General features: G+C 63.1%; 17 protein-coding genes. 6 read left to right on the forward strand and 11 right to left on the reverse strand.

The genetic code is table 11. The features are described from left to right. Positions 1-312 precede the first annotated feature (312 nt). Positions 313-2,439 (forward strand): polyribonucleotide nucleotidyltransferase, encoded by a 2,127-nt coding sequence (gene pnp, locus HRQ64_RS01470; protein WP_172121741.1) that lies wholly within the window; start codon positions 313-315, stop codon positions 2,437-2,439. A gap of 240 nt (positions 2,440-2,679) precedes the next feature. After that, on the forward strand, positions 2,680-3,306 hold the full coding sequence (locus HRQ64_RS01475) for a L,D-transpeptidase (protein WP_248307193.1): 627 nt from the start codon (positions 2,680-2,682) through the stop codon (positions 3,304-3,306). A 360-nt stretch (positions 3,307-3,666) separates the two neighbouring features. On the opposite strand, the gene infB is transcribed toward HRQ64_RS01475, so the two are convergent. The 6 genes from infB to metK all read right to left on the reverse strand — a co-directional run bounded on the left by infB (position 3,667) and on the right by metK (position 11,661). Continuing rightward, complete coding sequence (gene infB / locus HRQ64_RS01480) at positions 3,667-6,570, reverse strand: translation initiation factor IF-2 (protein WP_172121743.1); 2,904 nt, start codon at positions 6,568-6,570, stop codon at positions 3,667-3,669. A gap of 14 nt (positions 6,571-6,584) precedes the next feature. Next, entirely contained in the window at positions 6,585-7,265 is a 681-nt protein-coding gene (locus HRQ64_RS01485) for an RNA-binding protein (RefSeq protein WP_282567768.1), read from the reverse strand. 26 nt (positions 7,266-7,291) lie between these two features. Next, the gene (gene nusA / locus HRQ64_RS01490; protein WP_172121745.1) at positions 7,292-8,899 is read right to left on the reverse strand and encodes a transcription termination factor NusA; all 1,608 of its coding nucleotides are present in this window, start codon (positions 8,897-8,899) and stop codon (positions 7,292-7,294) included. Then, positions 8,900-9,535 (reverse strand): ribosome maturation factor RimP, encoded by a 636-nt coding sequence (gene rimP, locus HRQ64_RS01495; RefSeq protein ID WP_127755030.1) that lies wholly within the window; start codon positions 9,533-9,535, stop codon positions 8,900-8,902. A 112-nt stretch (positions 9,536-9,647) separates the two neighbouring features. Continuing rightward, positions 9,648-10,358 (reverse strand): tRNA (guanosine(46)-N7)-methyltransferase TrmB, encoded by a 711-nt coding sequence (gene trmB, locus HRQ64_RS01500; RefSeq protein WP_172121746.1) that lies wholly within the window; start codon positions 10,356-10,358, stop codon positions 9,648-9,650. Positions 10,359-10,404: 46 nt separating this feature from the next. Then, positions 10,405-11,661, reverse strand: a complete 1,257-nt coding sequence (gene metK, locus HRQ64_RS01505; RefSeq protein ID WP_172121747.1) for a methionine adenosyltransferase — start codon at positions 11,659-11,661, stop codon at positions 10,405-10,407. 217 nt (positions 11,662-11,878) lie between these two features. Between metK and HRQ64_RS01510 the strand changes: the two genes are divergently transcribed. The 4 genes from HRQ64_RS01510 (at position 11,879) to trxA (ending at position 19,415) form a co-directional block, all read left to right on the forward strand. Then, positions 11,879-12,571 (forward strand): nucleotidyltransferase family protein, encoded by a 693-nt coding sequence (locus tag HRQ64_RS01510; protein WP_172121748.1) that lies wholly within the window; start codon positions 11,879-11,881, stop codon positions 12,569-12,571. After that, positions 12,568-15,582: a double-strand break repair protein AddB gene (addB, locus tag HRQ64_RS01515; RefSeq protein ID WP_172121749.1), complete on the forward strand. Its 3,015-nt coding sequence runs from the start codon at positions 12,568-12,570 to the stop codon at positions 15,580-15,582. Before HRQ64_RS01510 ends, addB begins: the two co-directional genes overlap by 4 nt. After that, the gene (gene addA, locus HRQ64_RS01520; protein WP_172121750.1) at positions 15,579-19,013 is read left to right on the forward strand and encodes a double-strand break repair helicase AddA; all 3,435 of its coding nucleotides are present in this window, start codon (positions 15,579-15,581) and stop codon (positions 19,011-19,013) included. Before addB ends, addA begins: the two co-directional genes overlap by 4 nt. A gap of 78 nt (positions 19,014-19,091) precedes the next feature. Further along, complete coding sequence (trxA, locus tag HRQ64_RS01525; protein WP_127755036.1) at positions 19,092-19,415, forward strand: thioredoxin; 324 nt, start codon at positions 19,092-19,094, stop codon at positions 19,413-19,415. A 75-nt stretch (positions 19,416-19,490) separates the two neighbouring features. On the opposite strand, the gene HRQ64_RS01530 is transcribed toward trxA, so the two are convergent. The 5 genes from HRQ64_RS01530 to HRQ64_RS01550 all read right to left on the reverse strand — a co-directional run bounded on the left by HRQ64_RS01530 (position 19,491) and on the right by HRQ64_RS01550 (position 24,794). Further along, positions 19,491-20,783, reverse strand: coding sequence for a folylpolyglutamate synthase/dihydrofolate synthase family protein (locus tag HRQ64_RS01530; protein WP_172121751.1), 1,293 nt, complete (start codon positions 20,781-20,783; stop codon positions 19,491-19,493). Positions 20,784-20,881: 98 nt separating this feature from the next. Beyond that, entirely contained in the window at positions 20,882-21,853 is a 972-nt protein-coding gene (gene accD, locus HRQ64_RS01535; protein WP_172121752.1) for an acetyl-CoA carboxylase, carboxyltransferase subunit beta, read from the reverse strand. Positions 21,854-21,949: 96 nt separating this feature from the next. Continuing rightward, a complete protein-coding gene (trpA, locus tag HRQ64_RS01540) occupies positions 21,950-22,777 on the reverse strand; it encodes a tryptophan synthase subunit alpha (protein WP_172121753.1) in 828 nt (275 codons plus the stop codon). Positions 22,778-22,851: 74 nt separating this feature from the next. Continuing rightward, a complete protein-coding gene (gene trpB / locus HRQ64_RS01545; RefSeq protein WP_172121754.1) occupies positions 22,852-24,063 on the reverse strand; it encodes a tryptophan synthase subunit beta in 1,212 nt (403 codons plus the stop codon). 83 nt (positions 24,064-24,146) lie between these two features. Continuing rightward, a complete protein-coding gene (locus HRQ64_RS01550; protein ID WP_172121755.1) occupies positions 24,147-24,794 on the reverse strand; it encodes a phosphoribosylanthranilate isomerase in 648 nt (215 codons plus the stop codon). Position 24,795 lies beyond the last annotated feature (1 nt).

Below are 24,795 nucleotides of genomic sequence, written 5' to 3' on the forward strand. Positions count from 1 at the left end.
GGCCGCCCTCACGCGAAGATCAAGGGGTCGGAAGCGTAGACCGGCGTTCGCCGGAGCATGGCAGGATTATTGGCCGCTCCCCGCCTCACGCACTGCAAAATCATTTCCTTGGTTTTGAATCCGTGAGGCGCCCCACCATTCGGGGAGCGTCTTGTTGTCTTGCCCATGTTTCAGCCCGCCGAACCGAAACAGTGTCTGGTTTTGAGCCGGCGCGGCACATGGGGTGCGGCGCTCGGTGCGGACACACTCGATGACTTCGCGGTCGCTATGCGCCGCGCTCCGGGTCATTGGGCAGAGATGAAAGACAAACACATGTTTGATCACCACAAGGTAGAGCTCAACTGGGGCGGCCAGCCCCTCACCCTCGAGACCGGCAAGATTGCGCGCCAGGCCGATGGTGCCGTTCTCGCCACCCTGGGCGAAACCGTGCTTCTGGCCACCGTCGTCAGCGCCAAGTCCCCCAAGCCGGGCATCGACTTCTTCCCGCTGACCGTCAACTACCAGGAAAAATACTTTGCCGCCGGCAAGATCCCCGGTGGCTATTTCAAGCGCGAAGGTCGCCCGACCGAAGCTGAAACGCTGACTTCGCGCCTGATCGATCGCCCCATCCGTCCCCTGTTCCCCGATGGGTACAAGAACGAAACCCAGGTGATCGTTACCGTTCTCCAGCACGACATGGAAAACAATCCTGACGTTCTGGCCATGGTTGCCGCTTCCGCCGCCCTCACCATTTCGGGCGTGCCCTTCATGGGCCCGATCGGCGCTGCGCGCGTTGGTTACGTTAATGGCGAATACGTCCTCAACCTGCCGGTTGACCGTCGCGCCGACTCCAAGCTCGATCTCGTCATGGCGGGCACTGCGGATGCCGTGCTGATGGTTGAATCGGAAGCCAAGGAACTCAGAGAAGAAGTCATGCTGGGCGCCGTGATGTTCGGCCACGCCGAATCGCGCAAGGTCATCGACGCCATCATCAAGCTGGCCGAGCTGGCCGCCAAGGACGCCCGCGATTTCGAGCCCGAGGATTTCTCGGCCATCGAAACCGAAATGCTCGGCGTGATCGAAGCCGATCTGCGCGCTGCCTACAAGATCACCAAGAAGGAAGATCGCTACGACGCGGTCGACAAGGTCAAGGCAACGGCCAAGGCGCATTTTGCTGCCCGCGTTGATGCCGGCGAGATCTCGGCCGAAGATGTTGGCGCCGTGTTCAAGTCGCTCCAGGCCAAGGTTGTGCGCTGGAACGTGCTCGACACCGGCTACCGCATCGACGGCCGCGATCTGCAGACCGTTCGTCCCATTGTTTCGGAAGTTGGCGTTCTGCCCCGCACCCATGGTTCGGCGCTGTTTACCCGCGGCGAAACCCAGGCGCTGGTGGTTGCCACCCTCGGCACCGGTGAAGACGAGCAATATATCGACTCGCTTGAAGGCACCCAGAAGCAGAACTTCCTGCTGCACTACAACTTCCCTCCATATTCGGTGGGTGAAGCTGGCCGCATGGGTTCCCCAGGGCGTCGCGAAATCGGCCATGGCAAGCTCGCTTGGCGCGCGATCAACCCGATCCGTCCTTCGGTTGAAGAGTTCCCTTATACGATCCGCGTCGTGTCCGAGATCACCGAGTCCAACGGCTCCTCCTCGATGGCCACCGTTTGCGGCACTTCGCTGGCGCTGATGGATGCTGGCGTGCCGCTGGCCCGTCCCGTGGCCGGCATTGCCATGGGCCTGATCCTCGAAGGCGAGAAGTTTGCTGTGCTCAGCGACATTCTCGGTGACGAAGATCACCTGGGCGACATGGATTTCAAGGTGGCGGGTACCGAAGAAGGCATCACCTCGCTCCAGATGGACATCAAGATCGCCGGCATCACCGAGGAGATCATGAAGATCGCCCTCGAACAGGCCAAGGGCGGTCGTATCCACATCCTGGGCGAAATGGCCAAGGCGATCACCGCTTCGCGCAGCGAAGTGGGCGAATTCGCTCCGCGCATCGAAACCATGAAGATCCCGACCGAAAAGATCCGTGAAGTGATCGGCACCGGCGGCAAGGTGATCCGTGAGATCGTCGAAAAGACCGGCGCCAAGATCAACATCGATGATGACGGCACCATCAAGATTTCGTCCTCGGACGGCGCTCAGATCGAAGCGGCGATCAAGTGGATCCGCTCGATCACCGACGAAGCCGAAGTTGGTGCCATTTATCAGGGCACGGTCGTGAAGACTGCTGACTTTGGTGCCTTCGTGAACTTCTTCGGCGCCAAGGATGGCCTCGTGCACATCTCGCAGTTGGCCGAGGCTCGCGTTGCCAAGACCACCGACGTGGTCAAGGAAGGCGACAAGGTCTGGGTCAAGCTCCTGGGCTTTGACGAGCGCGGCAAGGTCCGCCTCTCCATGAAGGTTGTCGATCAGGCAACCGGCAAGGAAGTCGAAAAGAGCGAGCCGGCCGAATAAGCCGAAAAACATCTCCCAAGGGGGCTCGGTATCAAACCGGGCCCCTTTGCCTTAGTTGCGCCTTTGCAACACCACATTTCACATCTCTGCGAGGCAACCCACGCGTTAACGTAGCGTTGGCGTAGTGATGCTTTCCTGCACTCGACAATGGCTGTCACGGGGCTTAGGTCATTGTTGAATCACCATTTTTTCGTTCAGCCGCTCCACCAGGGAACTACTGTGCTCAACCGCCGCCTGTTTATGATTGGACTACCCCTCGCCCTGGCTGCCTGTACCACGTCGCGTCGTGCGCCGACGATGTCAGAGCCGACCATTGATCCGTTCTACGTGTCCATGTACGGACCCGTGCTCGATGAACCTCATCCCGTCGCCGCCATGGACCTGCGCCGTGTCGACCCCAAGTGGTGGCGCCAGGAAGTGGAATATGTCACCGACGAGCGCCCGGGCACCATCATCGTCGATACCCCCAACCGCTTCCTCTACCTTGTGCAGGAAAACGGCCGCGCCATGCGTTACGGCATTGGTGTGGGCAAGGACGAAGCTCTTGAGTTCCGCGGCAATGCCACGGTCGGCCGCAAGGCTGCCTGGCCCCGTTGGACCCCGACCCGGTCCATGATCAATCGCGAACCCGAGCGCTATGGCCAGTATGCCGGCGGTCTTGAAGGCGGCCCGACCAACCCGCTTGGTCCGCGCGCGCTCTACCTCTACAAGAACGGGCAGGACACCCTGTTCCGCCTGCACGGCACGACCGAGCCCTACACCATCGGCACCAATGTCTCCTCTGGCTGCATTCGCCTGATGAACCAGGACATCATCGACCTGTATTCGCGCGTTCCCACCGGCACTCGCGTGGTCGTTTACAACTAAACGGATTGGGTCATTGCCGCGGCAGCGGGGCTCCTTTTTTCGGATCCCGTAGTCACCGAACCAAAGAACGCCGCTGTCGCGGCAATGACCCGGTCCAGCATCAAAAGCCCGCTCTCGTCGAGAGCGGGCTTTTTGTTTGCCGCCATTTGATTCCGGGGCCGCGTGTGGTTTTTTGCGCGCCTCATAACTGCGCTTGGGCGGCGATCGGCAGGGGCGCGGCTAGGTGTGCCGCTTCGCGCATGAACAAGCCCTCAGCGGCTGTTCAGAACCCGTTCAGCTACATGGCCCCTTTGTGACCAAGGCAGCAAAAAAGGGCGCGGATCCGATCCGCGCCCCTTTTCAATTTCAGTGTTTTTAAGCCTACAGCGTGCGCTGCACCGTCTCGACGCGGAAGCATTCGATGACGTCGCCGGGACGCATGTCCTCGTAGTTCTCGAAGGCCATGCCGCATTCCTGGCCGGTCTGGACTTCCTTCACTTCGTCCTTGAAGCGCTTGAGAGTCTTGAGCTTTCCTTCGTGGATCACGACGTTGTCGCGGATCAAACGCACGCCCGAGCCACGCTCCACCATGCCTTCGGTGATCCGGCAACCGGCGACCTTGCCGACCTTGGTGATCTGGAAGACCTCAAGGATCTCCGCATTACCAATGAAGGTCTCGCGGCGCTCAGGCTTGAGCAAGCCGCTCATCGCATTTTTCACATCATCCACAAGATCATAGATGATGTTGTAGTAACGAATTTCGATCCCGTCGCGGGTCGCAAGATCCGTGGCCTGCTTGTTGGCACGCACATTGAAACCGATAACGATCGCGTTCGAGGCCGAAGCCAGGGTCACGTCCGATTCAGTGATCCCGCCCACGGCGCTCATCAGGATCTGCGCCGACACTTCATCGGTCGAGAGCTTGTTGAGCGAAGCCACGATCGCTTCCACCGAACCCTGCACGTCGCCCTTGATGATCAAGGGGAACTTGGCAATGCCCGAGGCCTTGAGCTGGTTCATCATCTGCTCAAGGCTGGTCGCGCCGCCACCAGCAGTCTTCTCGCGGATAACGCGCTGACGGTATTCGGTGACTTCGCGAGCCCGTGCTTCGCTTTCAACCACCGAGAACCGATCGCCAGCGCTTGGCACGCCGGTAAAGCCCAGCACCTCAACAGGGACCGAGGGACCGGCCTCTTTGACTTGTTCGCCCTGATCGTTGATCAGCGCACGAACGCGCGCAAATTCGGTACCAGCCACGACGATGTCGCCGATCGCCAGCGTGCCGCGCTGCACCAGCACCGTCGCAACGGCACCGCGACCGCGGTCGAGCTTGGCTTCAATCACAAGGCCTTCGGCACGGCCGTCGCGCGCCACGCGCAGCTCAAGCACTTCGGCCTGCAGCAGGATGGTTTCGAGCAACTTGTCGAGGCCATCGCGCGTCTTGGCGGAAACCTCGACATCGAGCACGTCGCCGCCCATGGTTTCAACGAACACTTCGTGCTGCAGCAACTCGGTGCGAACCCGGGTCGGGTTGGCATCGGGCTTGTCCATCTTGTTGATGGCTACGATGATCGGAACACCGGCCGCCTTGGCGTGCTTGATGGATTCAATGGTCTGAGGCATCACGCCGTCATCGGCTGCCACAACCAAAACGGCAATGTCGGTCGCCTGCGCACCACGGGCACGCATGGCGGTAAAGGCTTCGTGGCCCGGGGTGTCGAGGAAGGTGATCCGTGCACCGTTCTTTTCCACCTGATAGGCGCCGATATGCTGGGTGATGCCACCGGCTTCCCCGCTCACCACATTGGCTTCGCGGATGGCGTCGAGCAGGGAGGTCTTGCCGTGGTCCACGTGACCCATGATGGTCACGACGGGCGCACGATTAGTCAGATCCTCAGCCCGGTCATCGGTGGGCAGATCATAAAGCCCTTCTTCAACATCGGCTTCCGACACGCGCTTGACGGTGTGACCGAGTTCGGTCGCAATCAGCTCGGCCGTATCGGCATCGAGGATGTCGTTGATCTTCATCATCTGGCCCTGGGCCATCAACAGCTTGATGACGTCAACGGCGCGCTCGGCCATGCGGTTGGCCAGTTCCTGGACGGTGATCGCCTCGGGAATGGTCACTTCACGGCTAAGCTTGGGCGCCACCTGCTGGTTGCGGCCCATCTTCTTGTCGCGACGACGGCGCATTGCAGCCAGCGAGGGACCGCGATCACGGTCGCTTTCGGCGCCGGCATTGGTAACCGTCAACCGGCCGCGAGCATTGGCATCCTCACCAACGCGGCGCGTCGGACGCTCCGGCGTGGCGCGCGATGCGCGGCGGGCATTTTCCAGTTCAGCTTCACTGATCGGGCCCCGATTGGTGGGCGCGCTGGTGCGGATCTTGCGACCATCGGCTTCGCTGGGCGGTGCTGGCGGCACATTGCCGATCGGTGCCATGCCAGCGCCCGCTGGACGACGAGCCTCCGCAGGACGAGTGGCAGTGCCCGACGGACGGGCCGTGGCAGCACCGGGGCGCAGTGCAGCGCCTGCGCCGCGCTCGCTTGCGGGGCGCAGATTGGGGTTGGGGCGGTCGCCTGCCGGGCGCGTTGGCCGAGGCGGCTGGCCTGGGCGGCCGGCAACCACACGAACGCTGCTCGGCCCGGGATTGCGCTGAGACGCTGGAACAACGGGTGCAGCAGCTTCTGCCGGGGCAGGAGTGGGAGCCGATGTCTCGGCCGCAGCTGCAACTGGAGCTGCTTCAGCCTGAGGGGCAGGGCTGGATGGCTCAGGTGTCTCTGATGCCGCTTCGCTGGCGCGACGGCGCTCTTCTTCGAGCCGGGCCGCCTCTTCACGCACCTGGCGGCGGCGGGCATCTTCCTCAACGCGGCGGGCTTCCTCGGCGGCAAAGCGCTGTTGCTCCTCCGCCTGGCGCGCGCCGGCCTGCAACAGGGCGTTGCGCCGGGCTTCAGCTTCAGCAGCTGACAGGCCCAGGGGGGCACGGCTCTGCCCGGCCGGGCGACCTTGCGGCGGACGCTGGCTCTGGGGAGGGCGCTGGCTTTGCGCTGGCCGCTGGCTCGCCGCGGCGGCAGGGGCCGGAGCCGCTGACTGGGGCCGCTGCGGTGCACCACTCGGGGCGCCCGGCGTGGGCACGCGGCGCGTGCGCTTCTCGACCACCACGGTACGCGACTGTGGACGCGACATGCCGGGGCGGTTTCCGGCACCCGGACCCCCCTTCAATGTCAACGTCTTCTTGCCCCCGCCAGAAGTGTCGTCGATGCGCTTGTCGTCGTTATCAGCCATGTATCTCGCGTCTCTCAAACTCGTTCGTCTGGCAAAACAGCACCGTCAACCGCAGGGCGGTCGGTGCTGTCGGCCATCGCTTGGGCGGTGTAAAGGGCCAGTCTGCGGGCCTTTTCCACTGCCGATTGGGCTGCCGCCCCTTTCGTTAGGGCAGCATGTATCACATTTTCCTGGCCAAGTGCCAAACCCAATTGCTCCGAAGAGAGCAATTCGAGATGAGGCACTTCAAAGTCGTCCACGCCTTCTTCGCGTGCGGCGTGATGAAGGGCCTTGAGGGGTCCTACCATCTTGCTGCGTCCATCCGCCGAGGCGTCGGACGCGGTGATCAGCGCAACCAGCTCGCCCGTGGCAAGGAGACTGCGGACTTTGGTCGCCCCGGTCACCAGTTGCCCCGCCTTGCGCGTCATGCTCAGGGCCTGCAACAAGCGCTGCTCAAGCCGGGTTCGCACCAGCCCAGGCAGGTCTTCGGGGACCACAACCTCGCTTTTGAGGCTGCGCCCGAACACCTTCTTTTTCACCGCCTCGGCAACGGCCTGCTGGTTGAGGCTGATCCAGACGCCCCGCCCATCGGCCTTCGCCTCCGTATCGGGGGCCAGAACCCCGTCGGGGCCGAGCACAAAGCGGATCAACTCGGCGACCGGCTTTTCTTGCCGAGTCAGTGCGCACATCCGCGTTGTTTCTTCGCGCCGGGCCAAACGGAGCTCCCTTGCCTTGAGGCGGCTTAAACCGCCGCCTCTGCTTGAGTGTCTTCGCCTTCTTCAGCCTGCGCGCCAGGCAGTTCGTCTTCGTTGATCCAGCCGGCCCGCACGCGCGCCTGCATGATCATGTCTTCAGCTTCCTCGCGGCTGACCGGAAAGTCCTTCAACGTGCCTTCGAACCGCTTGGTTTCGCCGTCCTTGCGCTCACTCCAGCCCACGAGGTCGTCGGCGGCGCAGCCCGCGAAGTCTTCGACGGTCTTGATGTCATCCTTGCCCAGAGCAACCAGCATGGCGGCAGTCAGGCCCGGGATCTCGTAAAGATCGTCCTCGACACCGAGTGCCTGGCGCTCCTCGTCGTGAGCCCGATCAATGGCGGCCAGATATTCGGTCGCGCGGTTCTGGATTTCCGCAGCCGTTTCTTCGTCAAAGCCCTCGATCGACGCGATTTCATCGAGTTCGATATAGGCGAGTTCTTCAACCGACGAGAAGCCTTCAGAAGCCAATAGTTGGGCAACCATCTCGTCCACGTCAAGGGCATCCATGAACAGGGTCGAGCGCTCGGTGAATTCTTTCTGACGCCGTTCGCTTTCTTCCTGCTCGGTCAGGATATCGATATCCCAGCCAATGAGCTGGCTGGCAAGACGGACATTCTGGCCACGGCGGCCAATGGCAAGGCTCAGCTGCTCATCGGGCACCACGACTTCGATGCGCTCGGCCTGCTCGTCGAGCACAACCTTGGCAACATCTGCCGGCTGCAGCGCCGAAACCACCAGATCTGCAATGGAGTCGGTCCACGGGATGATGTCGATCTTTTCGCCCTGCAGTTCGCCCACGACGGCCTGCACGCGCGAGCCACGCATACCAACGCATGCGCCCACGGGGTCGATGGAAGAGTCCGACGAGGTCACCGCGATCTTGGCGCGCGATCCCGGATCACGGGCAATCGAGCGAATGGTGATGATGCCATCATAAATCTCGGGCACTTCCTGCATGAACAGCTTGGCCATGAACTGCGGATGGGTGCGCGACAGGAAAATCTGCGGACCGCGCTGCTCGCGGCGCACGTCATAGACATAGGCGCGCACGCGATCGCCATAGCGGAACATTTCGCGCGGAATCAGCTCGTCGCGCCGGATAATGGCTTCGCCCCGGCCCAGATCCACGATCACATTGCCGTATTCAACCCGCTTGACGGTGCCGTTGACGATCTCGCCAATGCGGTTGAAGTATTCGTCATACATGCGCTCGCGCTCGGCATCGCGCACCTTTTGCACGATAACCTGCTTGGCCGACTGAGCGGCAATGCGCCCAAATTCCATTGGGGGCAGGGGTTCGGTCAGGAAGTCGCCGATCTTGGCGGTAGGCGATTTGATCTGGGCGGTCTTCAGGTCAACCTGACGGCTGGGCTCTTCAACCTCGTCAACGATTTCCAGCAGGCGCCACATCCGGGTCTCACCCGAGCGGGGATTGATCTCGACCTTGATCTCGGTTTCCGCGCCATAGCGGCCCTTGGCGGCCTTTTCCATGGCGTCCTGCATGGCTTCGATCACAACCATGCGGTCGATCGATTTCTCGCGGGCGACGGCATCTGCAATCTGCAAGAGCTCGAGTCTGTTCGCGCTAACGGCCATTTAGTGGGTCTCCTGAACGATTTGGTCGTCTTCATCGTCGTCGCCGGGATCGGTGAACTCAACCGTTTCCGTTTCGTCGTCATCGATGGGATGGGCTTCCTGGTCGATTCGCGCCTTTTCCATCAAGGCATCGGTCATAACCAGCTTGGCTTCGGCAAGAGCCGTAAAGGGCAGGCGGAAATCGGGATCGGTGCCGCCCGGCGCATCGGGAATGGTAATGACGAAGGCATCATCCTCGACGGCCTTAATGATGCCGCGGAAGCGCTTGCGGCCATTAAGGGCATCGGCCAGTTCCACCTTGGCTTCATGACCGATATAGGTCTCGAAGTCGCGGCGGCGCACCAGCGGGCGATCAATGCCTGGCGACGACACTTCTAGGTGATATTCGCGGTCGATCGGGTCCTCGACATCCAGCACCGGGGAGAGATCCTTGGACAGGGTTTCGCAATCGGTGATTGCAAAGCGGCCGTTCTCGTCCTCGGCCATGATCTGCAAGGTCATGCCATTTTCCTGGGTGACCTTCACCCGCACCAGGGCATAACCAAGGCTGTTGGCGACCGGCTCGATAATGGCTGCCAGCCGTTGCTCGAGTCCGGTTTCCTTGATGAAGCGTTTTTCAGTAAGATCGATTGGCATTGAACCTTCAGGTAATAAAAAAGAGCGGGGCCGGGAAGGCGCCCACTCTGCAAACTGCCAGAGATGTTGAACCCTTATATAGCGCTGTATTGCCAGCGCTGCAAGGCTTCCATCAGCGACGCTCGAAACTGAAGTAGAACGACACCATCCGGCCTTCCCGGCGCGCCTTGGTCTCGTACCGCGTCGCTTCCCAGCCAGGATAAGGCTCGTGCCACTCGCCTGCACCACCGGGATTGAACGCGAAATCGGGGCTGCGCAGGATATGAGCGAGGCACCAATTGGCGTAATCCTCGATGTCGGTGGCGAAATAGAACTTCCCACCGGGGCGGATCACTCGCGCGAGTTCCCCCAGTGTTGTCGGCGACACAAAGCGCCGCTTGTGGTGTCGCGTCTTGGGCCAGGGATCGGGATAAAGCAGGTAAACGCCGTCGAGGCTGGCGTCCGGCAGCGCCATCAGCAGCTTGAGGGCATCATCGGTAAAGAGCCTGATATTGCGCAGCCCCTGCGCGGCGATGGTCTGCACCATCTTGCCGATGCCGCCGGTAAACACTTCGCAGCCGATAAAGCCGGTTTGCGGATGCCGGCCGGCCTCAAGGGCAAGATGCTCACCCCCACCATAGCCTATCTCGACGATGATCTCGTTGGCGTCGGGAAACAGCGAGCGGGGATCGAGTGATCCTTCGAGCTCGATCTCAAGCGCGGGCAGGGTGGCGTCGAACACCGCCTGCTGCCCGCCATGGAGCTTCTTGCCGGAACGGCGGCCAAAAAAAGCGCGCGGTTCACCCGCGCGCGTTTGCGGAAGTTGGTGAGCGGTCTTGGTCATCAGGTTCGCGGCTATAGCAGGCCGCTGCCTGTTACGCCAAGGGCTCCTACTTTACCGCCGCCTTGAGCGCCCCTACGAGGTCGGTTTTTTCCCACGAAAACGAGCCGTCTCGTCCCGCTTTGCGCCCGAAATGGCCATAGGCCGAAGTCTTGGCATAGATGGGCTTGTTGAGATCGAGATGAGTGCGGATGCCGCGCGGGGTCAGATCCATAACCTGGCCCAGAGCCAGCTCCACGGCTTCTTCCTCGACCTTGCCCGTGCCATGCAGGTCCACATAGATCGAGAGCGGCTGTGCCACGCCAATGGCATAGGACAGCTGAATGGTCGCGCGATCGGCCAGACCTGCTGCTACGACATTCTTGGCGAGATAGCGTGCTGCATAAGCGGCCGAGCGATCCACCTTGGTCGGATCCTTGCCTGAAAAGGCGCCACCACCATGGGGGGCAGCCCCGCCATAAGTATCGACAATGATCTTGCGGCCGGTCAGTCCGGCATCGCCATCGGGGCCACCAACCACGAACTTGCCGGTTGGATTGACGTGCCACACCGTGGCGTCATCGATCCAGCCGTCGGGCAGGGCCTCGCGCACGAAGGGTTCGACAATCGTTCGCACATCGGCCGAGGTCAGGTCTTCATCAAGGTGCTGCGTCGAGAGCACGATCTGGGTAACACCAACCGGCTTGCCGTTCTCATAGCGCACCGTCACCTGCGATTTCGCATCGGGCCCCAGCACGGCCGCCGGACCCACTCCCGACTTGCGCGCCTGGGTCAGCACATCGAGAATCTTGTGGGCATAAAAGATCGGTGCTGGCAGCAGTTCGGGGGTTTCGCGGCTGGCATAGCCGAACATGATCCCCTGGTCGCCTGCGCCGACATCCTTGTTGCCCGCTTCATCCACACCAGCTGCGATATCGGCGGATTGCCCATGCAGCAGCACGTCGATCTTGCAGGTTTTCCAGTGAAAGCCTGCCTGCTCATAACCGATGGCACGGATCGCCTTGCGGGCCGCGGCCTTAAACTTGGCCGGATTGACGCGTGGCTGGCCGGCAGCGTCGAGCACGACATTGCCGTCCTTGTCTTTTTTCAGCAGTGTTTCGGGCACGCGCACTTCACCCGCGATCACCACGCGGTTTGTGGTCGCCAGCGTTTCGCAGGCAATGCGGACCTTGGCCGGGTCCATGCCGGTTTTTTTGGCTTCGCGGAAGACGAGGTCCACGATTTCATCGGAAATACGGTCGCAGACCTTGTCCGGATGGCCTTCTGAAACCGACTCAGAGGTGAAAAGATAAGAAGAGCGTGCCACGCCTTGTTCTCCGCTACCGTCAGAAGGGCAGCATTTCCCCTCTTCAGGGGTGGTTTTGGCACCGGGGACCGTAGCGGTCAAGGCGGATATAAAGAAAGCTTGATATCTCATTGGCGTGAAGGTGAGCAAAGCTTGTCCATGACTGGGGGCGTTCAGGGGACCATCAGCGAGAACTCTTGGTCTGGACAGGGTCCAGTCCAGCCCTTCATATCGGCCTATGACCGAAATCGCTCGATTCCCTGACGTCATGCTGCTGGCCGCCGGCCTTGGCACCCGGCTTCGGCCCATCACTCAAACCTTGCCTAAGCCGCTGGTGCCCGTGGGCGGCACCCCGCTGATTGAGCGGGTGATGGCCAGCGCCCGCGCCGAGGGAGCCAAGCGCTTTGTCGCCAACGCCCATTATCGTGCCGACCAGTTGCTCGCCCATTTCGGTGGTCTGCTCAAAGTGTCGCGCGAGGACACGCTCCTGGGGACCGGCGGCGGGGTCAAGGCGGCGCTGCCCATGCTTCATTCCGACCCGGTGCTCGTGATGAACACCGATGCCTTCTGGCTTCCGGGGGCGGACACGCCGCTCGCCCGCATGCTGGAGCGCTGGGACGGGGGAGAAGCCGAGATCGTGCTGCTTTGTGTCCATCCCAGCCGGGCAACAGGGTTCGGGCGCAGTCACGATTTCTGTCTTGATCCCTTCGGCCGGGTCACGCCGGACTATGGCGCGCCCGTGATCTATGCCGGCGTCGCTCTCCTCGGCAAAGCGGCCTTCGCCGATTCCCCGGATGGCGCATTTTCCCTCACCCAATTGTTCGACCGGGCAATGGAACGGGAGACCCTTGCCGGTGTAGCGTTGAATGCCCACTGGTTTCATGTCGGCGACCCCGAGGCACTGGCGGCGGCGGAGCAGGAACTGGCGTGACCATTTATTCCATTGCGCCCCACGCGCCCTTCCTGCCCAAGCTGGCAGACCGAATGCTTGATGGCACGCTGCTGGGCGATTGGGACCGCAGCCAGCCTTTCTGGTTAAGCGACGTCACCGTGATTGTCCCGACGCAGCGCGCCCGGCTGGGGCTCGCAGAAGCCTTTCGGCAGCGTGGCGGTGGCCTATTACCCGATATCCGGACCTTTGGTGGCGAAGTGGAGGATGAAGAGCCGTTCCTGCCGCCCTTCGATGCGCCCTTGTTGCCGCCGGCAGCTTCGGGGCTGGAGCGGCGCCTGGTGCTATCGCGCCTGGTTGGTGCCTGGGCCAATACCAGCGAAGGGCGCGCAGCGTTTTCGACCCCGCCCACGGCCGGCGAAATCCTCTCCATGGCCGACTCGCTGGGAGAGCTGATCGATGACCTGACCACCGAGGAGCGCACCGCCGGCGACCTGCGCGCTATCGCCGCTGGGGTGGAAAGCAATCTCGGTGCTTATTGGCAGCAAACCCTGCGCTTCCTCGATATCGCCCTGCAGTTCTGGCCCGAGCACCTGCGCGAGCGGGGCCGTGCCGATCCGGCCGCATTGCGCTCATTGCGCCTCGACCGACAGGCGGCCGCCGCGCCCTTGCTCTATGGTGACCGGCCGGTAATTGCGGCCGGATCCACGGGCTCTATTCCCGCAACGGCGCGGCTTCTGGATGCCATTCGGCGGCTCCCTCGCGGTGCGCTGGTGCTGCCCGGCTTCGATACGACGATGAGCGAGGCCGAGCATGCCGCCTTGCTCGATGATGCCAACAATCCCCATGGGCACCCTCAATATGGGTTGAGCAAGCTGCTGCGCGGGCTTGGAGCGGGGATCGGTGAGGTGATCGAGCTTGAGGATACCCCAGCCGCCCGCACCGACCTGGTCCGCCTCGCGCTCGCGCCAACGCCCCAAACCGCTATTTGGTCCGAGCAGCGCATGAGCGACGAAGCCCTTGCGCTTGCCACTTCAGGCATGAGCATTCTTGCGGCGCGCACCGAGGACGAGGAAGCGCGCGCCATTGCCCTGGCTGCCCGAGCGGCGCTTGCGGCGCGCAAGACCGTGGGCATCGTCACGCCTGATCGTAACCTCGCGCGCCGGATTGCTGCGGAACTGGCCCGTTGGGATGTTCGGGTGGATGACGCCGCCGGCGCTCCCCTTTATCAATCTGCCGCCGGGCGGCTGGTGCGGGAAATCCTCGCGCTCGCCACCAATGGCTGCGCTGCCGTTGACCTGATGGCATTGCTGCGCAACCGCGCCGCCCTTTTTGGCCGCTCCCGTGGCGAGATCGCCCGGGTCGCTGACATGATCGAGCTGGGCCTTTTGCGAGGGCAGCGCTCCAGCCCCGGCCCTAACGGCATTCGCACCCTGCTGGCGGCCAATCTCGATGGCATCACCGCTTTCCCGGCTTTACGGCTGGACCCACGGGCGGGCGCCGACATCTCAGGCTTGCTCGACATGGTGGAGGCGGCCCTCGCGCCCTTGCAGGCGCAGCTGGCGGCGCCCGAGATCACGGCGGCGGGTCTCGCCTCGGCCTTGCTGGCCGGCTTTGTCGGTGTCGCCGATGGCGCCGATATCCCGGGGCGCCGGGAACTCGAGGCCTGGGCCAATGAACTGGATGGTCACGGCGAGCAGGGCCTTCGCTTTGCCCCACGCGGCCTTGACGCGGTGCTGCGTGCCCTCATGGCCGGGTTCCAGGTGCGCACGCTTGAAACCCGGCGCACTGACATCACCATCTGGGGACAGCTCGAAGGGCGCCTGCAAAACCCCGATCTGCTGATCCTCGCCGCGCTCAACGAAGACAAATGGCCCGAACCGGCCGATCCCGGCCCCTGGCTCAGCCGCGGCATGCGTCTTTCCGCCGGGCTCGAGCCGCCCGAGCGGCGGCAGGGCCTCGCCGCGCACGACTTTGCCCAGGCGCTGGGTAATGGCGAAGTGCTGCTCGCCTTTTCCGAACGCATCGGCACGAGCCCCGCCATTGCCTCGCGCCTCGTGCAACGCCTCGAAGCCTTTGCAGGGGACGTGTGCATCAAGGCGTTGCGTTCGCGCGGCAGCCGCTGGTGCGTAGAGGCGCGGGCGCTTGACGCGGTAGCGGCCGTGCTACCGGCGACCCGTCCCGCACCCAATCCGCCGGTGGAAGTGCGCCCACGGCGCCTTTCGGTCACTGAGATCGAAACCCTGATGCGCTCGCCCTATGATCTCTATGCCAAGCACGTGCTGGGCCTGCGCCCGATCGATGCCTTGGGCAGCCCGCCCGATGCCCGCGAACGCGGCACCATCATCCACGACATCTTTGCCCAGTTCGTGATCGATGGTCATGATGCGATGGCCGCGGACGCCATCGACATCCTCAATGCCATTGCGCGCGTCAAATTCGCCGGGCTCGACGCCATTTCCGAGCGGCGCGACATCTGGCTGCGCCGCTTCGATACCGCTGCCCGGCAATTCCTCGATTGGGAGCGGAGCCGCGACGCCGAGATTCGGCGCCGCCATGCCGAGATCGATGGCGACTGGGCGCTCAAGCTCAACGAGCCCATGCGTATCACCGGCCGGGCCGACCGGGTCGACGAGCGCGTCGATGGCACGCTCGAGATCGTCGATTTCAAGACCGGCACTCCGCCCAACAAGGCGGCCATGCAGAACTTCCAGGTGCCCCAGCTGCTACTCGAGGCGCAAATGGCGCGCGTCGGCGCGCTGGAGGGTGTGGCGCCCGCCGATACGGCTGCCCTGACCTATGTGAAGGTTGGCTTGGGTCCCGATGCCTTTGTGCCCAAGGCCTTTGTTCCCCCCGAAGGGCACGACCTGATGTCGGCAGCCGACGAGCTGGCGCGTCGCGCCCAGACCCATATGGAGCATTTCCTCTTGCGCCAGACGCCCATGCCGTCCCGGCTCTTGCCCTTGGCCGGTCAGCGCTTTGCCGGAGCCTATGATCATCTCGCCCGGGTCGCCGAATGGAGCGCCATGGATGGCACGGAGGGCGACCAGTGAGCGATCGCGGCGAACTTCAGGTTCCGTTCAATACCCGCGCCAACCAAGCCCAGGCGGCAGATCCCGGCCTCTCGATCTGGGTGTCGGCCAATGCGGGCTCGGGCAAGACCTTCGTGCTCACGCGCCGCGTCCTGCGCCTGTTACTCGCGGGCGTCGATCCTCAGGCTATTTTGTGCCTGACCTATACCAAGGCCGCGGCCGCCGAGATGCGGCGCCGGGTGGCGCGCGAATTGGCGCGCTGGGCAACCATGGAAGAGCCGGCGCTCGAAGAGGACCTGCGCGAGCTTGAGGGCGCAAGCTTTCGCCCCGCCATGCGCGAACGCGCCCGCACCTTGTTTGCCCGCGCGCTGGAAACCCCGGGGGGTCTGCGCATCAACACCATTCACGCTTTCTGCGAAAGCGTGCTGCATCGGTTTCCACTCGAAGCGCGGGTGCCCTTCGACTTCTCCGTAGTGGAAGATGACACGCGCGAAGATATGCTGCTCGGCGCCCGCGAAGCGGTGCTGGCCGAGGGCATTGGCGTCGAAGGGGCCGTCGAAACCCTCTTTCGCGCCCTTTCGGATGACCAAATCCGCAAGGCCATTGCCGATGCCCTGGCTGATGGGCGCAAGCTCAAGACTGTGCTGCAGCATCCCGATCGGGCCAAGGCGAATCTCCGGCGTCTGGTGGATGCCGGCAACCGCTCCAGCGCCGAAGTGGAAGCCGAGCTCCAGAACGATACACTGCTCAACGCGCTTAGCTGCCGTGATCTCGTAACGATATTTGCCGGCGATCCCCTTAAGGGGGTAGGTGCGCGCTTTGTTGACATGCTCGCGCGCTGCAATCCCGATCTGATCACCGCGGGTGAGTTGCGGCGCCTGTTCCTGACAGACAAGGGGCCGCGTTCGCGCCTGCTCACGGCCGCCCAGCAGGCCAAGCGCCCCGATCTCTTCGATCTGCTGACACGCGAGCAGGAGCGCGTGGTTCGGCTCGATGCGGAATTGAGCAAGCTCGAACTGGTGGAGCGTAGCGAGGCCTTTTTTCAGATCCTGGGCGCCATCCACCAACGCTATGAGGATGCCAAGCGCCGGCAGTCCAAGCTCGATTTCGACGACCTGGTGGAGCGGCTTGCCGACCTCTTCGAGCGCGAAGCGGGCGAATGGGTGCGCTACAAGCTCGATGCCGGGATCGATCACATCCTCGTCGATGAGTCCCAGGATACTAATGGCGAGCAATGGCGGGTGGTCAAGGCGATCACCGCCGAGTTTTTTGCCGGCGAAGGGGCGGTGACGCGGCCGCGTTCGCTCTTTGCTGTGGGCGATCAGAAGCAATCCATCTATTCGTTTCAGGGCGCCCAACCTGAACTCTTTGGCGAAACCGGCCAGCGCTACCGCCGGCTGGCCGCTGAAGCCGATGCTCCCTTCCTGCCGGTGCCCCTGCGCACGAGCTTCCGCACCCTGCCAGAAATCTTGCAGGCGGTGGACCTCGTCACCAACAGCCCCGAGATGCGTGAAGCCCTGCTGGAAAACGAGCCGGTGGAGCACCAGGCCGCCCGCACCATGCGGGGTGGTACGGTGACCCTGTGGCCCCCGCTGCAGCAGCCGGCGGGCGGCAGGGAGGACGATGAATGGCCCACCAGCGTTCCGCCCATCGAGCAGACCGCGCCACGCCAAGTCGCCGAACGCATTGCCGCCGAGATCAGCGGCTGGATCAAGAGAGGGCGTCCCCTCACCGGCCGCGGCCGCCCGGTGCGGGCCGACGACATCCTGATTCTCGTGCAATCACGTGGTCCGCTTTTTGCCGAGATTATCCGGGCGCTTCGCAAATGGGACCTGCCCACCCCGGGCGCCGACCGGTTGGGGGTCACCAGCCACATCGCGGTCATGGACCTCTTGGCGCTCTGCGACGTGCTGCTGAATCCCGCCGACGATCTGCAACTGGCGGCCTTGCTGCGCTCGCCCTTGTTCGACATCACCGAGGATGATCTGTTCGGCCTCAGTCATGGGCGGGCGCAGGGGCAAAGCCTGTGGCAGGCGTTGAGCCGATGTACGATTGCCCCTTGCGCCGAGGCGTACGAACGGCTCCATCGCTGGCGCGGCGAGCTCGATTTCGAGCGCCCGTTCGAGTTTCTCGCCCAGGTGCTTTATGCTGAAGACGGGCTTGCGCGCTTTCACGCCCGGCTCGGCAGCGAAGTGGACGACGTGCTGGCAGCGCTGCTGGAACTGGCCCTCGCTCACGAGCAGACCGAACAACCTTCGCTGCTGGGGTTTGTCGCGGCGATGCGGGGGCTCGGCGGTACCGTCAAGCGGGAACTGCCCGAATCGGGGGCAGGGGTGCGCATCATGACCGTGCATGGCGCCAAGGGGCTCGAGGCCCCGATTGTAATCCTTGCCGATGCCGTCAACAAACCACGCCCGCAACAGGTGGGGCGGCCGATCTACCTCGTGCCTGACTATCCCGGCCCGCTCCTAATCCATGCAAGCGGCGCCAACGGGCATTTGCCCGAAACCTCGCCTCTTAAGCAGCGGATCGATGCCAATCTGCTCAACGAATATTGGCGTAAGCTTTACGTCGGCATGACCCGGGCCGAGGACGAGCTTTACCTGACAGGTGCGCTCACTCCTGGGAGCGACGCCGGAAAGCAGCTCGAGGGCAGTTGGTATGCAGCCGTGGAAGCCGCCCTCCGCCCTCTAAGCCAAAGCGTCACCAATACCGATGGCGTTGAGACCGCGCTGGTCTTTCCAAGCGATCGCAAGCAACCGGCCGGCTTGGCCGGCGGGACTACCCAAGAGACCCAGAGCGCGGGCATGCTTGCGCTTGAGCCTCTGCCAACATTCCGCGCCATTCCCACCGTCACGCCCGCTGGAGCGGGCACGCAGGGCGCGCCACGTACCCCCTTTAGCACCGCGCTTGAAGGGGTGCGCGACGCCGAGGCTTCACGGCGCGAGGGTATTGCGCTCCATGCGCTGCTGCAGCATCTCGGCAGCGTGGAGCCCGCGCTTTGGCCCCAGGTCGTGCCTAAGGCGGTCGCAGCGCTCTTGCCCGAGGCGCCCGAACGACAGACGGTCGTGGGCACCAAGGCTATCTCCATCCTGACCCGGCCCGAGCTGGCGGGGCTCTTCGGCGCCTCGAGCCGCGCGGAGGTGCCGTTTCTGTTTGATGCCGCCCAAAACGGCGAGCCAATTCGGCTGGCGGGGCGCATGGACCGTATCGTCGTCGATGCCGACGGCGTTCTGGTGATCGACTTCAAATCCGACGCCATGGTTCCTGATGCACCTGAACGAGTGGCGCGGAACTACCTGACCCAGCTGGGGTTGTATGCACTGGTTGCAGAACAGCTCTTCCCTGGACTGCGGGTGCGGGCCGCCATCCTGTGGACGACGCTGGAATCATTGATGTATCTTCCACCCCACCTCTTGCACGAGGCGCGCGAGGGTTTCACCATCCGGTGAGTCTGCTTGCTGAAACGCTAGACTCTTCCCAGCTTTGGGAGCAAACAAAGCACCGCTTTCAACCAAAAGGCAATTTTGATGACCAAACACGTTTCCGACGCCAATTTCGGCGAGGAAGTTCTGAATTCCAAAGAGCCCGTTCTGGTCGATTTCTGGGCCGAATGGTGCGGGCCCTGCCGGGCGATCGCACCCGTGCTCGATGAGCTGTCGACCGAGTTGGCTGGCAAGGTCAAGATCGTCAAGCTCAACATCGACGAAAACCCCTCCACCACCGTCAAATACGGCGTTCGCTCTATCCCGACCATGATCCTGTTCAAGGACGGGGAAGCCGCCGACATGAAGATCGGTGCCGGCACCCCCAAGGCTGGCCTCAGCAAGTGGTTGTCCTCGCACGCCGCCTAAGCTGATCGACCGATCACGAGACTAGCTGACACCGCCGGAGCGATCCGGCGGTGTTTCTTTTTGTGCGGTACTGCCTCAGTTCGGCGGGGTGCCGTTGAGCGCCAGCGCGTGCCCGGCAAGATAGAGCGAGCCGCAAATCACGACCCGGGCCCCCGGAACACCCGCGGCCTTGCGGATCGCGGCACCGAGCGAGCGCTGGGGGCTGGCCTCAAGGCCAAGTGCCTGCGCGGTCTGGGCGATAGCCGAAGCCTCGTGGGCGTTGGCTTCGCCGGGGATGGTCAAGCCCAGAACCAACGGATTGAATTGCCTGAGGGGCTCAAGGAAGGTTGCAGGCGAGCGATTATTCATCATGCCCATGATCAGCACCAGCGGGGCTGGGCGCTGGCCCTGGAGAGCCGCCAGCGCGCGGGCCAGTGCGGCAGCGCCATGGGCATTATGGCCACCATCGAGCCAGAGTTCTGCATCGGGGGGCAAGGCATCGCGCAACTTGCCCGTGAGCGGGGTCATGCGCGCGGGCCAGGAAACCGTCCTCAGCCCCCTCTCCAGTGCCTGCTTGTCGACCGGCAAACCGAAGCGCCGTACGGCGGCAATGGCGAGGCTGGCATTGTCCACCTGGTGATCGCCAAAAAGGGCTGGCGGAGGCAGATCGAGGAGGCCATCGCCATCCTGGAACACCAGACGCCCATCTTCCAGATGCCCGTGAAAATCCTCGCCCTGAAAGGCGGGGTGAACGCCAAGCCGGCGTGCCGCCCGCTCGATCACATCGCGACCTTCGGGCTGCTGATAGCCGATGACGGCCGGGCTGCCGCGCTTGAGAATGCCGGCCTTGCTGACGGCGATCTCGGCAATGGTGTTGCCGAGGAATGCCTGGTGATCGAGGTCCACGGGTGTGATAACGACGCCTCGGGGCTGGGCAACGACATTGGTGGTGTCATAGATGCCGCCCATGCCCACTTCGAGCAGCAGGAAATCGGCCGGTGTTTCGCTGAATAGCAGGAACGCGGCGGCGGTGGTCACCTCGAAGAGGGTGATGTTTTCGCCCCCATTGACCCGCTCCACCCGCTCCAGGGCCTCGTTGAGGCGGCGCGTCGGCACGAGCTGCCCACCAAGCCGGATGCGCTCGTTGAAGCGCACGAGGTGAGGGGAGGTGTAGACATGCACCGATTGCCCCGCGGCCTCGAGAAAGGCGCGCATGAAGGCGATGGTCGAGCCTTTGCCATTGGTGCCCGCGACATGGATCACCGGCGGCAGCCGATCCTGTGGCCGCCCCAGCGCCTCAAGCAGCCGCTCGATACGCTCCAGCTCCAAATCAATCAATTTGGGATGAAGCCCCGAAAGGCGTTGTAAAATGAGGTCGGTACGCGACATGGGGCCCCCTGACTGGACGGCACTCCCTAGCCCCGATCTCGCCGCCGCTCAAGCGAGCAGCGCGAGATCGGCTGATCAGTCGCAATCAGCGGCTGGCGCTATTCGGCATAGGCCGGGGGTTGCGGCCGCGCCTCGTCATCCGCTTCTGCCGCCACCGCCACTTCACGCAGCGTTACCTGCTGCAGAAGCGGTGAGGACGAGGCGAGTTCCGCTACCGGCTCGGTCTTGGTGAAGATGCCGGCAAGCGAGCCGATGGTGGAGCGCAGATTGTGGCGGTGCACCACCATGTCAACCATGCCGTGCTCATACAGATATTCCGAGCGCTGGAAGCCCTCGGGCAGCTTTTCGCGAATGGTCTGCTCGATCACGCGCGGTCCGGCAAAGCAGATCAAGGCGCCCGGTTCGGCAATATGCACGTCGCCCAGCATCGCATAGGATGCGGTAACGCCGCCCGTAGTGGGGTTGGTGAACACGACAAAGAAGGGCAGCCCCGCTTCGCGCAGCCGCAGCACGGCAACCGTGGTGCGCGGCATCTGCATCAACGACAAGATGCCCTCCTGCATGCGCGCACCGCCCGAAGCCACAAACAGCACCATCGGCGTTTTGCGCTCAAGTGCCGTTTCCAGCCCGGTAATGATGCCCTGTCCGGCGGCCATGCCGAGCGAGCCGCCCATGAAGTCGAAGTCCTGCACCGTCACCGTAATCGCGTGACCATAAAGCGTACCGGTGGCGACAATCACCGCATCTTCGTGGCCCGTCTTGACGCGGTTTTCCTTGAGCCGGTCAGTATAGCGCTTCTGGTCGCGGAACTTCAGCGGGTCCTGCGGCACTGCGGGCACCGGCACCAGGTCATAGCGGCCTTCGTCCATAAAGGTGGCGAGCCGATCGGCCGGCTTGATCTTCATGTGGTAGCCCGAATTGGGCACCACCCACTGATTGGCTTCCAGATCGCGATAGAACACCATCTCGCCCGACTCAGGGTCCTTGACCCAGAGATTTTCCGGCGTGTCGCGCTTCGTGTTGAGGAACGAGCGGATTTTCGGGCGGACGAAATTATCGATCCAGTTCATGCGAAAGCCTCGGCGGATTGGTCGCGAAAGGATGGCTTAGGAGACGATTGTGGCATTGTTATCAGCGGCGACCACAATCGCCAATGTGGCGAGGATTCACGCGCGGGCGCGCCGCACGCCGCCGGCAAGGCTCGCCACCAAGTCGCGCACTGCCCCAACGGTTGCGCCGGTGGCCTTGCCGTCCTGCAGCGAATTGCGCACCGCGTCCACCAGAACCGAGCCAACCACGATGCCATCGGCATGGCGCCCGATCTCGGCGGCGTCTTCTGCGGTCTTGATGCCAAAGCCAACGGCGACCGGCAGATTGGTATGGGCCTTGATCCGGTCAACCGCCTCGCCGACAGCGCCGCGCGACTTGATCGCCGATCCTGTCACGCCGGTCATAGATACGTAATACACAAAGCCGGACGTGTTCTGCAGCACCTTGGGCAGGCGTTTGTCGTCCGTCGTCGGCGTGGTCAGGCGAATGAAGTTGATGCCAGCCGCGAGCGCAGGCAGGCACAGCTCCTCATCCTCCTCGGGGGGCAGGTCGACAATAATCAGCCCGTCAACGCCTGCTTCCTTGGCGGCGGCGACAAAACGCTCAACCCCAAACGAGAAGATGGGATTGTAGTAGCCCATCAGCACAACCGGCGTGGTTTCATCCTTACGGCGGAAATCTTCCACCATGCCGAGCACGCCGCGCAAGGTCTGGCCCGAAGCCAGCGCTCGCTGACCAGCCAACTGAATGGCAACGCCATCGGCCATGGGGTCGGAAAACGGCATGCCCAGCTCGATCACATCGGCGCCCGCTTGCGGCAAGGCTTCGAAAATGGCCTGGCCCGTGGCGAGATCAGGATCCCCCGCCATCACAAAGGTCACGAGCGCCGGGCGGCCCTCGGTCTTGAGCTGGGCAAAACGCTTGTCGATACGGGACTGAAACATGAATGGTTCCGATGGGAGCAGCTGGGCGGTTTAGGAGCAGAAGCGGGCAGCTGTCAACGACAGCCGCTGTCGCGTCAGAGCAGACCCAGGCGTCGGCCAACGCTCTCCACATCCTTGTCACCGCGGCCCGAGAGGCATAGCACCACCGACTGGTCCTTCGACATCGTGGGGGCGAGCTTGATCACCTGCGCCAGGCCATGGGCCGATTCCAGCGCCGGGATGATGCCCTCTAGCCGGGTACACAGCTGGAAGGCTTCGACGGCTTCGGTGTCCGTGATGGGCACATAGGTGACACGCTGGGTGTCGTGCAGGAAAGAGTGCTCGGGTCCGACGCCGGGATAATCGAGGCCGGCCGAAATCGAGTGACCTTCAAGGATCTGCCCGTCGCGGTCCTGCAGCAAATAGGTGCGGTTGCCGTGCAGCACGCCGGGGCGGCCGCCGGTCATCGAGGCCGCATGGCCGTTCTCCACCTCGATGCCATGGCCGCCTGCCTCGGCGCCGTAGATGGCGACTTCCGGATCATCAAGAAAGGCGTGGAAGGTGCCGATGGCATTGGAGCCACCACCGACGCAGGCCACGATCGCTTCGGGCAGCTTGCCCTCGGCTTGCCGGAACTGCTCCTTAAGTTCGGTGCCGATTACCGACTGAAAATCGCGCACCATCTCGGGATAGGGATGGGGGCCCGCGGCGGTGCCGATCAGGTAATATGTGGATTCAACATTGGTCACCCAGTCGCGCAGCGCCTCATTCATAGCGTCCTTGAGCGTTCCGGCGCCGGCGGTGACGGGGCGCACTTCGGCGCCCAGCATCTTCATGCGCAACACGTTCGGCATCTGCCGCTCGACATCGGTCGCACCCATGAAGATAGTGCAGGGCAGATTGAACTTGGCGCAAACGGTAGCGGTCGCCACACCGTGCTGGCCCGCGCCAGTCTCGGCGATCACCCGCGTCTTGCCCATGCGGCGTGCGAGCAGGATCTGCCCGAGGCAATTATTGATCTTGTGCGATCCGGTATGATTGAGCTCTTCGCGCTTGAACCATACCTTGGCTCCGCCAAGATGCTCAGTCAGCCGCTCGGCAAAATAAAGCGGGCTGGGCCGGCCGGCGTAATGGGTCGACAGGTCGTTCAGTTCGGCGGCAAAGGCGGGATCTTTTTGCGCTGCGCGATAGGCAGCCTCCAGATCCAAAATCAGCGGCATCAGCGTTTCGGCAACGAACCGGCCGCCATATGGGCCAAAGCGGCCCGCTTCATCAGGGCCATTGCGTAAAGAGTTGATGCCGTCCATGGGGTCTCGCCAATCGATCGCGGAGCAGAAAGGAAGCCGGAGCTTGCCGCTTCAATAGGCCCTGCAACGTCCCAATTGCAAACTCAAAGCGCGGCGCGGGCGTTCCGGATAAAGGCTTCGACCAGGCGTTTGTCTTTTACGCCAGGTGAGGATTCCACCCCCGAGGACACATCCACGCCCATTGGCCGCACGATGCGGATGGCGTCAGCGACAGTGGTGGGCGTCAGGCCGCCCGACAGCATGAAGGGTATGGCGGGGTCGAGCGCCTCGAGCAGCGACCAGTCAAAGGTCTCTCCCAGACCGCCCGGCCGGTCGGCGCCCTTGGGTGGCTTGGCATCAAGCAGAATACGGTCGGCCACTTCAGAGAAACCAGCCACATTGGCGACGTCCTCGGCAGTCCCGATCGGCACCGCCTTGATGATCTCAACGCCCGCTTCAGTGCGGATCGCCGCGACGCGGTGCGGGCTTTCGGGCCCATGCAACTGAATCCAGTCTGGGCCGAGCGCCGCTACTTCGGCGACGCAGGAATTGTCCGGATTGACCAGCAACACGCTGCTCTCGATCCGGCCACGAGCAGTGGAAATCAGCCCGGCAATGTCCTCGATGGTGCAATGCCGGGGTGAACGCACGAAATGCACGAAGCCCACCATGTCGGCGCCCGCCTCAATGACGGTTTCCAGCATTTCAGTGGTCTTGATGCCGCAAATCTTGATGATAAGAGGGTCTGCCATC

Origin of the sequence: Devosia sp. 919, assembly GCF_013185965.1 — a bacterium.
Taxonomy (GTDB): domain Bacteria; phylum Pseudomonadota; class Alphaproteobacteria; order Rhizobiales; family Devosiaceae; genus Devosia.